Source organism: Prochlorococcus marinus str. MIT 9313, from assembly GCF_000011485.1.
Taxonomy (GTDB): domain Bacteria; phylum Cyanobacteriota; class Cyanobacteriia; order PCC-6307; family Cyanobiaceae; genus Prochlorococcus; species Prochlorococcus marinus_D.
Genome location: NC_005071.1, coordinates 1694272 through 1707398, shown reverse-complemented (window position 1 = coordinate 1707398; position 13127 = coordinate 1694272). Strand labels below are relative to the sequence as shown.

Here is a 13127-nt window from a genome sequence, read left to right as displayed (position 1 = left end):
CATGCCAGATGCGGTCCTCCATATTTCACAAGCAAAGGCCTTTGTCTAGAGGGTTTCAAAACCTTCACTCCCTTCTGATCGGCTATCAATTATGACCAGCCAAAGCCACGTTGGGCAGCTTGTTTCAGAGCCTTATAAGTATGGGTTCGTAACTGACATCGAAACTGAAAAGATCCCTAAGGGTCTTGATGAAGATGTGGTTCGCTTGATTTCGGAGAAGAAAAATGAGCCGCAATTCCTGCTTGATTTTCGGATCAGGGCCTATCGACACTGGCTTAAATTGCAGACGCCTGATTGGGCAGGCCTTGGTTATCCACCGATAGATTATCAAGATATTGTTTATTACGCGGCCCCTAAACAGAAGGAGAAAAAAAATAGCCTTGAAGAGGTTGATCCGACTTTGTTGGAAACTTTTGATAAGCTTGGTATCCCACTTAGTGAACAAAAGCGCTTGTCAAATGTGGCTGTTGATGCAGTATTTGACAGCGTTTCGATTGCAACCACCTATAAAGAAAAGCTTGCCGAGCATGGAGTGGTCTTTTGTTCGATTACTGATGCTGTGAATGAGCATCCAGAATTGGTTCGCAGATACCTTGGTACAGTTGTGCCTTCGAATGATAATTATTTTGCAGCGTTGAACTCAGCTGTGTTCAGCGATGGCTCTTTTGTTTTTATTCCTAGGGGTGTGGAATGCCCGATGGAATTATCTTCTTATTTTCGTATTAATTCGGGCGATATTGGACAATTTGAGCGGACTTTGATTGTTGCAGAAGAGGGGGCATCTGTGAGCTATCTTGAGGGTTGTACAGCTCCGATGTTTGATACCAATACACTCCATGCTGCTGTTGTGGAGTTGGTGGCACTTGATGATGCTTCGATCAAGTATTCCACGGTGCAAAACTGGTATGCTGGTGATGAGAATGGTGTTGGAGGTATTTACAACTTTGTCACCAAGCGGGGGCATTGCTGTGGCGCGCGCAGTAAAATTAGCTGGTCACAAGTAGAAACAGGCTCAGCGATTACTTGGAAGTATCCAAGTTGCATCTTGCAAGGTGCTGATTCCGTAGGTGAGTTTTATTCGGTTGCTCTCACAAATCATCGTCAGCAGGCAGATACTGGCACAAAAATGATCCATCTAGGGCCTCGTACTCGCTCTACAATTGTGAGCAAGGGCATCAGCGCAGGCCATTCGGCGAACAGCTATCGCGGTCTGGTGCAGATGGGTCCAAAGGCTGTCAATGCGAAGAATTACAGCCAGTGCGATTCCATGTTGATTGGTGACCAGGCTGGAGCCAACACCTATCCTTATATACGCAGTCAGCAGCCTGATGCCAGTATTGAGCACGAGGCCAGTACCTGCAGAATCTCAGAAGATCAGCTTTTTTATCTTCAGAGCCGGGGCATAGATTTTGAAGCTGCAATTTCGATGATTGTTAGTGGATTTTGTCGAGATGTTTTTAGTCAGTTGCCAATGGAGTTTGCTGCTGAGGCTGATAAGCTATTGGCTCTTAAATTGGAGGGTTCGGTTGGATAATGAATTGCTGCGTTGGCTTACCCTCTCCTAATTCTTTTCGTTTCTTATAGTGATTTCTCTCGATGCTCCAGTACTGATAGAGATACGCGACTTGTCTGCTTGCGTTGATGATCAGCCTATTCTTAATGGAGTAAATCTCACCATCCGTGCAGGCGAGATTCATGCCTTGATGGGTCGTAATGGTAGCGGTAAAAGCACTTTGTCTAAGGTCTTGGCAGGGCATCCTGCTTACAAAGTCACCGAGGGCAGTGTTCTTTATCGCGGTGAGGATTTACTCCCTCTTGAGCCAGATGAGCGCTCTCGAATTGGGCTCTTTCTCGGTTTTCAGTACCCGGTTGAGATTCCTGGAGTGAGTAATCTTGAGTTCCTGCGGGTATCCACGAATGCCCGTCGCCTAGAACAAGGCATGGAGGAATTGGATACCTTTGCGTTCGAAGACTTTGTGCGTGAGCGTCTCGGTTTGGTGCAGATGGACCCAGCTTTTCTAGACCGTTCGGTGAATGAGGGCTTCAGTGGTGGAGAGAAGAAGCGCAATGAGATTTTGCAAATGGCGTTACTAGAACCTCTTGTAGCAATTCTCGATGAGACTGATTCCGGTTTGGATATCGATGCTTTGCGCATCGTTGCTGGGGGTGTCAATCAACTCGCAAATGTTGACAATGCCACTCTCTTGATTACTCATTATCAGCGTCTACTTGATCTCATCCAACCCGACTATGTGCATGTGATGGCCGCGGGGAGGATTGTGCGCTCCGGTGACAAGGCGCTGGCACTTGAGTTGGAGCAACGAGGTTATGAATGGGTGGATCGTGAATTGGATGCACTGGAGATGACCTGATGGTGGAAGCCCCCATCAAGAACTCCTCAGCTCTCGATGACTGGTGTGAGCGGCTCTTGCACAGTCTTGAAGCCCCATCAGGTCCGATGGCTGCCTGCCAGGCTCAGTCGCGCAATCACCTTGAAACCCTCTCTGCTCCTCATCGTCGACAGGAGGCATGGCGTTTTTGTGATCTTGCACCCATCGCTGAACTTGAGCCTCGACAGATTTGCTCTCTAGGTGAGCCATCGGCTCCTGGTGTTTCTGATCAGGTGACACGTCTGGTCTTAGGGACGGGGCAGGATCCTTTCGCTGGAGTGACTCTCCCGAAGGGCCTGTCGCCGCTTAGCGATGCGGAACTCAAGCATTCTCTCGGGCACACTTTGAACCTGGCGACATCCAAAGGCCAATGGCCTGTGGCGTTGAATCAGGCCATCGCTTCACAAGTCATTGGCTTGAGGGTTCGCGGGATAGTGGATAGCCCTCTTGAATTGGTGTGTGATGCCGGCGTCGATCGGGGTGTTTTTGCCGTGCGGGTGCTCTTGCTCCTTGAGGAAAAGGCCAAGCTTGAGTTGCTACAAGTTCAGCTGAGTTCAGGTGCCAATCTCACCAGCGTTTTGGTGGAAGCTCACTTGCAAAGTGAGGCCAAGTTTCATCATGGCCTTCTAGCTTTCGGCCATCCTCAAGCTGCATTATTGGCTCATCTTGCTGTTGAGCAGGAACCAAGCAGTGATGTTTCCCTGGTGAGTGTCTGTCAAGGTTGGGGTGTGATTCGTCATGAGCCCCAATTGATTCAGTTGAATGGTGGTGCCAAGAGTCAATTGCGGGCCCTTCAACTGGTGCAGGCTAATCAGCTTGCTGATACTCATTCCTGTGTGCGTTTTAATGGCCCGGAAGGAACCTTGGATCAACTTCACAAGGTAGTTGCAGCCGGTCATGGCCGCAGTGTTTTTAACGGGGTGGTGCAGGTGCCTCGTGAGGGGCAGCGTACCGATGCCGCGCAGCTAAGTCGTAGCTTGTTGCTCTCAGATCGGGCCCGAATTGACACCAAGCCTGAGTTGGAAATTGTTGCTGACGATGTGAAATGCGCTCATGGGGCCACAGTGAGTCGGCTTCAGCCGGAGGCACTTTTTTATCTTCAAAGTCGCGGAATTTCACCTGATCAAGCCGCACAGCTTTTACTGCGTGCGTTTTGTGATGAGGTGATTTGCATGCTCCCATCTACTGCAAAGGCCTGGCGGCCTTTGGCTCGATTGTTGGATGGGGTTTGAGTCGATCATGACCTCTTCCGTTAGTTCAGAGCAGAGCATGCCGTTGGAAATGGCAGCTGTAGAAACTTCAGCGAACCTGGCAGAGCTCACGCGAGCGGATTTCCCGCTACTAGGCCAGACCGCCTGCTTAGGTCAGCCCTTGATTTACATGGACCATGCGGCGACAAGTCAGAAGCCACGGCAGGTGCTGGATGCATTACAGCATTACTACGACCATGACAACGCCAATGTGCACCGTGGTGCCCATCAGTTGAGTGTTCGGGCTACTGAGGATTTTGAACGAGCACGTCAGAAGGTGGCTGATTTCATCGCTGCCTCAAGCGCGCGGGAAATCGTTTTCACAAGGAATGCGAGTGAGGCGATCAACCTGGTGGCTCGCACTTGGGGAGATGCCAACCTGCATGAAGGTGACGAGGTGCTGCTCACCTTGATGGAGCATCACAGCAACATTGTTCCTTGGCAGATGCTTGCAAAGCGAACAGGTTGCGTACTGCGCTTTGTCGACCTCACCGATTGCGGGGAGCTTGATTTAAACGATCTTCGGCACAAGCTCTCCGAGCGGACTCGTTTGATCAGCCTGGCTCATTTGAGCAATGTGCTGGGCTGTTTTAACCCGATCTCTGAGGTCACTGCAGAGGCTCATCGCTTTGGTGCTCTTGTGTTGCTGGATGCTTGCCAGAGCTTGCCACATATGCCTGTTGATGTTTCTCGGCTTGGATGTGACTTTCTCGTGGGTTCTTCCCACAAATTATGCGGTCCTACCGGGATGGGTTTTCTTTGGGCTCGAGAGGAGTTACTTGATGCCATGCCGCCTTTCCTCGGAGGTGGCGAAATGATTCAGGACGTTTATCTCGACCACAGCAGCTGGGCTGATCTGCCCTACAAGTTTGAAGCAGGTACCCCTGCTATTGGGGAAGCGATTGGTATGGGCGTTGCTCTCGACTACCTGAACCAGGTTGGCTTAGATCGTATTCACGCTTGGGAGCAGCAGCTCACGCTGCAATTGTTTGATCGCCTCCAAGCCATTGATGGGTTGACGATTCTGGGCCCAACTCCTCAGCAGGAGCCTGATCGGGCGGTCTTGGCGGCTTTCACGGTGGATGGCTTGCATCCCAATGATGTTGGTGCCCTGCTTGATTCAGCAGGGATCTGTATTCGTAGTGGCCACCACTGCACCCAGCCTTTGCATCGTCACTATGGGATCCCTGGATCAGCTCGTGCCAGCTTGAGCTTCACCAACACACCAGAAGAAGTCGATCGTTTTGCTGAGGAATTGGTTGCGACGATTGGCTTCTTAAGAGAGCACAGCTAGAGCTTTAGGTGGCGGCGGAAGAATTGCTCAGTTGCTTCTAAGACTTTGATCTTGACAGCACTGTCGCGAAAGCCGTGGCCTTCCTGCTCAAAAATGTGCAGTTCAACGGGTATGCCATTTTCTTTTAAGGCATTGGCCATCCGTTCTGTTTGATCTGGAGGAACCACTTTGTCTTGAAGTCCCTGAAAGAAGATCACTGGGCATTGGATCTTGTTGGCATGCAGGAGAGGTGAGCGGTTTTCGTAAAGTTGTCTCTGGTCGGGCCAACGGCCTACTAGGTGATCGAGGTATCGAGCTTCAAATCGATGGGTGTCCTCTGCCATGGCGGTGAGATCACTCACTGCATAACGGCAGGCAGCAGCGCGAAAGACCTCGGTGAAGCAAAGGCAGGCCAGGGTGGTAAATCCACCGGCACTGCCTCCTTCAATGGCGATTTGTGTTGAGTTTGCCTTGTTGCATTTCACTAGTGCCAGTGCGGCTTCGGCGCAATCCGTTACATCTGTCTCGCCCCAGCCTCCCCGGAGGCGTTCGCGGTATGCACGGCCAAATCCAGTGGAGCCGCCATAGTTCACATCCACCACTCCCCAGCCTCTGGATGTCCAGAACTGAATGCTGAGGCTTAGACCGCGGTTGGCCATGCTGGTAGGGCCGCTATGGCTTTTGACAAGCAGTGGTGCAGGGCCTTTGCTGCCATTGATTGGCGGGTAATACCAGGCATGGGTTGGCTGCCCATGGCAGCCTTCAAACCAGAAAGGCTCCGCAACGCTGATCGCATCAGCATTCAGTAAAGGCTCACTGGCTGGGGTGTGCTTCCAGCTGCCACAGTTGAGGTTGAGCTCTAGTAGCCCAGGGCTCGTGGTGGCATTGCTAGCAATGGCTACGGCTCGACCGTCCTGTGCCTGCAGACCATTTAGATCATCAAAAGGTTGGTTGATGGTGCTGATCTGTCCATCATCGGCCAAGCGGCTCAGCCTCCAAGAACCTTGGTCACAGATGGCGGTCAGAATTTGCTCTCCATCCCATGCGCTGCTGCTCATGCCATAAACCCACTGCGGCATGCCGGTTTCGGCTGAAAGCGGCCAGGGGCGTCGCCAAGTGGGTTGGACAGTGGGGTCAGTCGTCAGCTTTGCCACCATCAGATTCCACCAGCCGCTGCTGTCTTCGCTGACAACCAGCTCTCCATTGGGTAGCCAAAGGGGCTGGAAGACGGATGTTTGTTTCTGATCAAGTGGTCTGCTACCAGCTAGACAAGCCGAGCTTTTGATCAAACCCGCAGGGTCGAGGCTGGCCCACCAGAGTTGGCTTGCCTCCCAGGGCATGGCCGGTTGTTGCCATTCCACCCAGGCCAGTTGATCTCCATTGGGGCTGAGGATCGCGTAACCAGCAAAATCAGCAGGGCGATGCAACACCGTGGCAGCCTGGTTCTCATGGTTGAGGGAGAAGGTCACCAGCCAGTCCCGCTTGTCTGCTTCCATGATTCCGAGCCAGCGTTGTCGTGGGAGGTCAATCAGACCATCAGCAAGTTGGGCATCGTTTGGTTTTGAGAGGCGAAGCGGCGGCTTGAGCGGAGATAATGCCTTCTTACCTTTTGTGGCCTGGTTGAGGCCCTGCCAGTGCTGGAACCAGAGGCAGCCATCGGCATCATCGATCCAGGCCATCAGTAGCTGGTTGTCTTTGCAGGCTGTTGCTAGAACCCCTCCTCCGTAATCGTGAATACGACTACGCAGGTTGGCTGGGGCAGGTGTCAGCTCTTGGGGGGGGTGGTCAGATTGACCCCAGGGACGGATAAGGGCAGTGGTGCGACCATGCTCCTGAGGACGTTGCTCCAGCCAAAGCACCCAGTCATCAATCAGGCGCGGTTCTTTGAGGGTGGGTGTTTGTCCGAGAGTGCGTTTGGCAGAAAGAGGTTGAGTGGCTTGCTTCGGGTTTCGCTGGTGATGGCTTGTGTTTTCCATGGCGGTTTGGGGTCTGATGTGCGGTGGAGTTGCCTAAACTCAATCAACTGATGCTGAGACTTTTCTTTGGCTCGAAGCTTCGCTCAGCTGGCACGTACGGCCGAAAAAACCAAGGGGTCTGTTGCAGTCCCGAAGGAGCCGCTTGATCATCCGCCTCTTCAAATTCACACTTTGGGCAATGGGGTTTTGCGGCAATCCACTCGTCGGATTGGCAAGGTTGATGAATCTGTGAGGGACTTGGTGAGGGACATGCTTCGCAGCATGTACGCAGCTAAGGGGATTGGTTTGGCTGCCCCGCAGGTGGGAATTCATAAACAGCTCTTGGTCCTTGACCTTGATCTGGAAACCCCTACAACCCCGCCAGTGGTGTTGATTAATCCCGAGATCATTAGCTCCAGTGCAACTGTTGAAACCTATGAGGAAGGCTGTCTGAGCATCCCAGGCGTTTATCTCAATGTGGTGCGGCCTAGTGAGATCGTGCTCAGTTTTCGCGATGAGATGGGACGACCACGCAAAATGAAGGCCGACGGCCTGATGGCTCGCTGCATCCAGCACGAGATGGATCACCTTGAAGGTGTCCTTTTTGTAGACAGGGTCACCGATGAGAATGAGCTCAGCCTTGAGTTAAAGGAGCATGGCTTCAAGCGGGCTGATGTTCGTCCGCTGGTTTGAATGCTTTGGCTGAAGCCTTTGAGGATGTTTTCCTTGACGGTTTCTTGTGTGTTTGGCGTCGCGCTTTGATTGGTTCTTTCTTTGCCTTGCTTTGAAGCGCTTGAAATCCATCTCTTGTGGCTTTAGCGACTGGCAAGCTTCTGCTGGTTGCAGCTTCAGGCATGGTGGATTCACTGTTGGTCATGATTCGACTCAACAAACCGGCCTGAGGGGGCAGCCGATTGCTCTGCAGACTTTTACGATTCGATCAGAATCTTGCAGGCCTTGATGGCTCGTTATTTCCCCTCTGCAGTTGCTCTGGTCCTGGTAGGTGCGACGGGCCTGGCTGGATGGTCGTCATCTGTTCAGGCTCAGGGATCTCTCTTTACAGCAGCCCCTGTTGAGCAGAGCCGATTCATTTTGGTGGGTGCCCCGATTGGGAAGGGTGAGAGGTCGCAGTTGAATATCTACGAACAACGCAGTAGCAAACGAGCCTGTTTTGCAGTCGATGGAAGCTTGCCGGCTGTTGTTGATCCTTTGCTTGCGAGATTTGATTTCACCGGGATTTGCAATCGATACATTGACGGCAATGGGTATTCGTTGCGGATAGGGGGCGATGACCTAGGAACTCACTATCGCTTGAGTGTGGTAAGGACTGATGGGGATATGCATTTGCTAGCCATCCCCACTAGGGATACCTCTAGCCCAGCCCTGATCGTGGCCAGGGCTGGTGGTGCAGGGGTTTCTAGCAGTGATTTCCTTAAGTTGAACTTCGAGCCTGGTTGGCAATTGATGCGTCGCCAATATGGGCAACGTACGCTTGGCCATCTGTATGTGTTCAGCGAAACTTGGCCTGGAAGTTCAGATGAAGGCGTCACGGTAGAGGAAGTCGTAGTTGAGGAAGTCGTTGAGGAGGTAGATGTTGAGGAAATAGTTGTTGAGGAGGCAACTGTTGAAGAAATAACCCCTGATACCTCAACTGTTGAATATCTTGATCGATAAGTAGATTCAGCTTGTTACTCTGCCTGGCTAAAAATTTGTTGCTTGCTCAATGAACTAGGCCATTGTTGGAGAGAATTGGCGAAGTTAACTTGTCGGCGCTGTTTTAGAGGTAAGCATCTAAGAGCATGGTCTTTACTGGCCTAAAGAGTGCCTTTCGTCACAAAGCTTCTGTAGAGAATGATATTCGTAAGAATCAGAAATATGCTGGCCAAAGTGCATTTCATTGGCGTGAGTTTTGGTAGGTTAAGTAATTTTCTTAGAGTTGCTTGGGCAGTGTGGTTGCCTGTTGAAATTACTCGCATCCTGATTGGCTGTTATGAAGTAACTAAAATCAGTTCAACAGTCTCTTCGCTATGGTGCACATTGTTAATGACTTGTGTGAATAAATGGTTGTTTGCCTATGGGCTTGAATACAGCTTGAATGATCTTGGCGAAGCTTAATGATCAACTCCGTCTGATTCGATTTTAGCGTTGTAGGAATAAGCTTGAGACGGATGCTTGCCTCAAGGCGAAGGGGATTAGCTGGCGAAATCTTCTTTGGCATCTCCACAATCAAAACTACGGAAACACATTGTTTCCACTATCGCATTTTTATTGACTTTGTCTTGATCATGAAGATCTGCCAGAGACCTAGCGACTCTAAGAACCCTTAGACCGCTGCTGACACTGAGTCTGCGGTGATTCACAACTTGCTCCCAGAGCTCTAGAGCCTTTTCATCCAGGTGGCCGATTTGCCCTAAATCCTGGGCCGAGAGGTCACGATTGAGCTTTCCATCAGGATTGCGAACAAGCATCCGCGTGCGCGCGCGCAAGATCTACTCGATGTCTATTAACTCTTGATCATTGAGATCAGTGGGAGTGAAGCCGGTAACCGATTTGCGCAGCTGAGCTGCGGCTAGGTGCTTGAGACGCAGGTGTAGATCCAGGCGATCCAATAAGGGTCCAGAGAGGCGGCTCCAATACCGCTGGCGTTGGGATTGGCTACAGCGGCAAGGATGCTCTTCATCTCCAAACCACCCGCATGGGCAGGGATTGGTTGCTGCAACAAGGGTGATTTGAGCAGGGAAGGCACATGTCTGCTGGCTCGATTCAGACGAATGACTCCTTCCTCGAGTGGTTGTCGAAGTTGGTCGAGAACTTTGCATGGAAATTCAGCTAGTTCATCGAGAAACAACACACCACCATGGGCGAGGCTCAGTTCTCCGGGCCTGGGGTTTGCACCGCCTCCAACGAGTGCAGCAATCGTGCAACTGTGATGGGGAGCCCGGAAGGGTCGCTGTTCTATTGACTGGGGAGTGCTCTTCAGCATTCCTGCCACAGAGTTAATACTGTTGATTTCCAAGGCCTCTTGGCGCGTGAGCGGCTGCAGCAGCTGGGCTAAATGTTGAGCCAAAAGGGTTTTCCCACAGCCAGGTGGCCCCACCATCAGGAGGTGATGGCCCCCGGCGGCAGCCAAGGCAAGGGCTTTATGGCCCAAGGCGCAACCAAGCAGTGGATGAAGTTGATCGTTTGGTCTGCGCGTGATTTTTGCCGTGACGGCCGCTTTGGAGATGTGTTTAGGTGCTAGTGGTTGGGGTTAGTGCAATAGATCCACAACCTCGCTGAGGGAATGAGCAGCTCGTATTGTTAAGCCAGGTACAAGGCTTGCTTCTGCGGCATTGGCTGATGGCACCACTAGCGCTCGTACGTTTTGCGCGGCGGCCAGGTTGGCGATGGCAAGGATTCCTCTGTAGGGCCGCAAGCTGCCATCGAGTCCGAGTTCTCCAGCGCAGCAGAGATTGGCAAGCAACGGACCATCCAGCTCGCCACTGGCTACCAATAGAGCCAGGGCGATAGGGAGATCTAAAGAAGGTCCCTCTTTACGAAGATCGGCAGGAGCCAGGTTCACCACGACTCGCACGAGTGGCCCGCGAAAGCCACTGTTGCGGAGTGCTGATCGCACTCGCTCACGAGATTCCTGTATGGCGGCGTAGCCCTACCAGTTGCAGCCCTGGCAGCCCAGGCACTAGATCCACTTCCACAGTGACGGCTTGGGCTTGAATGCCATGCAGAGAACCACTCAGGCAACGTGCCAGCATTTGTAATCAGACGGTGCATGTATTTCATGCCCAAGCCGTCCAATCCTCAGACTGTGACTCAATGGCTGGTGACACCATTTTTGGCCAGATGCTTCGCGGTGAGATTCCTTTTGATGAGGTTTATAGCGATGAGAGATGTCTGGCCTTTCGCGATATTCAGCCTCAGGCCCCGGTTCATGTGCTTGTGATCCCCCGCAAACCGCTGGACAGTCTGCGGGCCGCTGATTCCACGGACTCGGAGTTGCTGGGGCATTTGCTGCTGGTGGCAGCCAGGGTTGCCAAGCAGGAGGGCCTTGATGACTTTCGCACCGTGATCAATAGTGGTCTTGAGGCAGGACAAACCGTTTTTCACCTTCATGTTCATGTGATAGGTGGCCGTCCGCTGGCCTGGCCTCCCGGTTGAGGCTTGAACTGGCAAGAATGAAGCGATGACAACCACTACCAGGAGACAGGCTTTTCAGCGCCTGTCTAATCAGCTCGGTAAGTTCCAGAGGCTTGCTCAGCCTTTCTTCCTGCCGCTCGACCAAGCCAAAGGATGGCAATTCATTGGGCTGCTTGTCGCGCTGATTTTTTGCGTTGGTGGACTTGTCCTAGTTGCCCTTACGGGGCTGATTGCAGTTCTTGAACGATTTCAGCCAATTCTAACGGAGAACTATTTCGGAGGCGTTGCTCGCACGATCGAGACGATCTGGTCAAGCTGGTGGGGCTGGGCATTCTCTGGCCTGTTCGTGATTGGAGCAGGCAGTTTCTTTGGCATGCGTCAGCAGTTGCGTCACAAACGCTGGCTGCATTGGTTGATGCTTGCTGTCATTGTTCTGATGCTATTGGCTGTGAATGGCATTAATGCGGGCATTGGATTTATTGCTAGAGATCTCACCAATGCTCTCGTGGAAAGAGAGGAAAGTGGTTTTTACCGGATTTTAATTATTTATGCCTGTTGCTTTGTTGTTGCACTGCCAATACGAGTTTCTCAGATCTTTTTTACATTCAAGCTCGGGATCATTTGGAGGGATTGGCTTTCGCGCAGCCTGATTTCTGACTTCATGAGCAATCGTGCGTATTACACGTTAGACCCCAATGATGAGCAGGTTACGGACGTTGACAACCCCGATCAGCGCATTACAGATGATACGCGCTCATTTACGGCACAAAGTCTTCAATTTACCATTGGGGTCTTTGATGCGATTCTTACATTTTCGCTGAATATACTTATCCTTTGGGGTATTAGCAGGACGCTGACATTTTCCTTATTTGGATATGCTACCTTTGCCACTGCTATTTTGATTGTGGCTGGGAGGCAACTGGTCAAAATTAATTTTGACCAGTTGCGATTTGAGGCTGATTTCAGGTATGGACTGGTTCATATCCGTAATAATGCAGAGTCAATTGCCTTTTATTCAGGGGAAAAACCTGAGCAGGAAGAGACGCAAAGAAGGCTTGGATCGGTGGTGAAAAACTTTAATCTGCTGATTGTTTGGCAGGTGATTATTGATGCTATGCGGCGTTCGTCGAATTATGCCGGGAATTTCTTTCCGTATGTGATTATGGCGGTCCCGTACTTTGCGGGCGAAATTGATTATGGCAGTTTTGTTCAAGCAATGTTCGCATTTAGTATGGTTGAGAGCTCGTTATTTTTTGTTGTCAATAGAATTGATGAGCTTGCTCAATTTACGGCCGGTGTTAGTCGCTTAGAAGGCTTTCAATCGAAGGTTGAGAAGATTAGTCGGCAGAGTGCTGTTGTTGATTCACCGACTTTCTCTAGTGGAAATTCTATCTTGATTCAGCACGCCGATTTATATCCTCCTAATGGAGGTCAGCAGATTATTGATGACCTGAGCTTGAATGTTGAGGAGTCAGAGAAGCTTCTTGTGGTTGGTCCATCAGGCTGTGGCAAAACTTCTTTGCTCCGCATGATTAGTGGTCTTTGGAATCCACGTCAGGGGAGTGTTCAACGACCTGCCTCGGGTGACTTGTTATTCATCCCTCAGAAGCCTTATATGATTTTGGGCTCTCTTCGCGAGCAGCTTTGTTATCCAGCTGATGAAGATCGTTTTAGCGACGATCAATTGAAAGCAGTTTTGGAGGAAGTCAGGCTTCTTCAGATCGTTGAGCGATATCCAGATCTTGATGTCAAGCAAGATTGGCCGCGGATCCTTTCGCTGGGAGAGCAGCAGCGTTTGGCTTTTGGACGTTTGCTGTTGAATGCGCCTCGTTTTGTTGTTCTTGATGAAGCGACGAGTGCTTTGGATGTCAAGATCGAGAAGCATCTCTACAAGCTTCTCGAGGATCGTGATTTGGCTGTCATCAGCGTCGGTCATCGCTCGACCCTGATCGACTTCCACGATTCCGTGCTTGAGCTTTTAGGGAATGGCAAATGGCGTTTGCTCCCGACCGCCACCTATCTATTGTCTCAAGATCCTGACCTGGTTTGATGACCTCACCAAAGCAAAACCTTCCAGGCGATCAGGACCTTCCAAGCGAACAGGCTGTCTTCGAGGGATCCGAGC

The 13127-nt window shown here is 51.3% G+C and carries 9 protein-coding genes and 1 pseudogene; 8 read left to right on the top strand and 2 right to left on the bottom strand.

Annotated features, from left to right (window positions below; translation table 11 throughout):
• The first annotated feature begins 91 nt into the window (after nucleotides 1-91).
• The 4 genes from sufB to AKG35_RS08540 are packed head-to-tail and all read left to right on the top strand — an operon-like array spanning nucleotide 92 to nucleotide 4934.
• Nucleotides 92-1534, top strand: a complete 1443-nt coding sequence (gene sufB, locus AKG35_RS08555) for a Fe-S cluster assembly protein SufB (protein WP_011130973.1) — start codon at nucleotides 92-94, stop codon at nucleotides 1532-1534.
• Between the two features lie 49 nt (nucleotides 1535-1583).
• Nucleotides 1584-2372 carry a Fe-S cluster assembly ATPase SufC gene (sufC, locus tag AKG35_RS08550; protein ID WP_011130972.1) on the top strand — a complete coding sequence of 263 codons (789 nt, stop codon included), beginning with the start codon at nucleotides 1584-1586 and terminating at the stop codon, nucleotides 2370-2372.
• A complete protein-coding gene (locus AKG35_RS08545; protein ID WP_011130971.1) occupies nucleotides 2372-3622 on the top strand; it encodes a SufB/SufD family protein in 1251 nt (416 codons plus the stop codon). Before sufC ends, AKG35_RS08545 begins: the two co-directional genes overlap by 1 nt.
• 7 nt (nucleotides 3623-3629) lie before the next feature.
• The gene (locus AKG35_RS08540) at nucleotides 3630-4934 is read left to right on the top strand and encodes a SufS family cysteine desulfurase (RefSeq protein WP_011130970.1); all 1305 of its coding nucleotides are present in this window, start codon (nucleotides 3630-3632) and stop codon (nucleotides 4932-4934) included.
• On the opposite strand, the gene AKG35_RS08535 is transcribed toward AKG35_RS08540, so the two are convergent.
• Complete coding sequence (locus AKG35_RS08535; protein ID WP_011130969.1) at nucleotides 4931-6889, bottom strand: S9 family peptidase; 1959 nt, start codon at nucleotides 6887-6889, stop codon at nucleotides 4931-4933. The two genes, AKG35_RS08540 and AKG35_RS08535, sit on opposite strands and share 4 nt — an antisense overlap.
• A gap of 66 nt (nucleotides 6890-6955) precedes the next feature.
• Between AKG35_RS08535 and def the strand changes: the two genes are divergently transcribed.
• Together def and AKG35_RS08525 are read left to right on the top strand one after the other, a co-directional pair.
• Nucleotides 6956-7561, top strand: a complete 606-nt coding sequence (gene def, locus AKG35_RS08530; RefSeq protein ID WP_011130968.1) for a peptide deformylase — start codon at nucleotides 6956-6958, stop codon at nucleotides 7559-7561.
• Between the two features lie 267 nt (nucleotides 7562-7828).
• Nucleotides 7829-8542, top strand: coding sequence for a DUF3747 domain-containing protein (locus AKG35_RS08525; RefSeq protein ID WP_011130967.1), 714 nt, complete (start codon nucleotides 7829-7831; stop codon nucleotides 8540-8542).
• A gap of 518 nt (nucleotides 8543-9060) precedes the next feature.
• On the opposite strand, the pseudogene AKG35_RS08515 reads toward AKG35_RS08525, so the two are convergent.
• Nucleotides 9061-10620, bottom strand: a pseudogene (locus AKG35_RS08515) (YifB family Mg chelatase-like AAA ATPase).
• A 61-nt stretch (nucleotides 10621-10681) separates the two neighbouring features.
• Between AKG35_RS08515 and AKG35_RS08510 the strand changes: the two are divergent.
• Both AKG35_RS08510 and AKG35_RS08505 read left to right on the top strand, forming a co-directional pair.
• A complete protein-coding gene (locus AKG35_RS08510; RefSeq protein WP_011130963.1) occupies nucleotides 10682-11023 on the top strand; it encodes a histidine triad nucleotide-binding protein in 342 nt (113 codons plus the stop codon).
• A gap of 25 nt (nucleotides 11024-11048) precedes the next feature.
• Nucleotides 11049-13052: an ABC transporter ATP-binding protein/permease gene (locus AKG35_RS08505; protein ID WP_011130962.1), complete on the top strand. Its 2004-nt coding sequence runs from the start codon at nucleotides 11049-11051 to the stop codon at nucleotides 13050-13052.
• Nucleotides 13053-13127: the final 75 nt, after the last annotated feature.

Bases quoted from the DNA above. Each gene is read 5' to 3' on its own strand.
- sufB (WP_011130973.1), top strand. From the start codon at position 92: ATGACCAGCCAAAGCCACGTTGGGCAGCTTGTTTCAGAGCCTTATAAG.
- AKG35_RS08545 (WP_011130971.1), top strand. From the start codon at position 2,372: ATGGTGGAAGCCCCCATCAAGAACTCCTCAGCTCTCGATGACTGGTGT.
- AKG35_RS08540 (WP_011130970.1), top strand. From the start codon at position 3,630: ATGACCTCTTCCGTTAGTTCAGAGCAGAGCATGCCGTTGGAAATGGCA.
- AKG35_RS08535 (WP_011130969.1), bottom strand. From the start codon at position 6,889: ATGGAAAACACAAGCCATCACCAGCGAAACCCGAAGCAAGCCACTCAA.
- AKG35_RS08525 (WP_011130967.1), top strand. From the start codon at position 7,829: ATGGCTCGTTATTTCCCCTCTGCAGTTGCTCTGGTCCTGGTAGGTGCG.
- AKG35_RS08510 (WP_011130963.1), top strand. From the start codon at position 10,682: ATGGCTGGTGACACCATTTTTGGCCAGATGCTTCGCGGTGAGATTCCT.
- AKG35_RS08505 (WP_011130962.1), top strand. From the start codon at position 11,049: ATGACAACCACTACCAGGAGACAGGCTTTTCAGCGCCTGTCTAATCAG.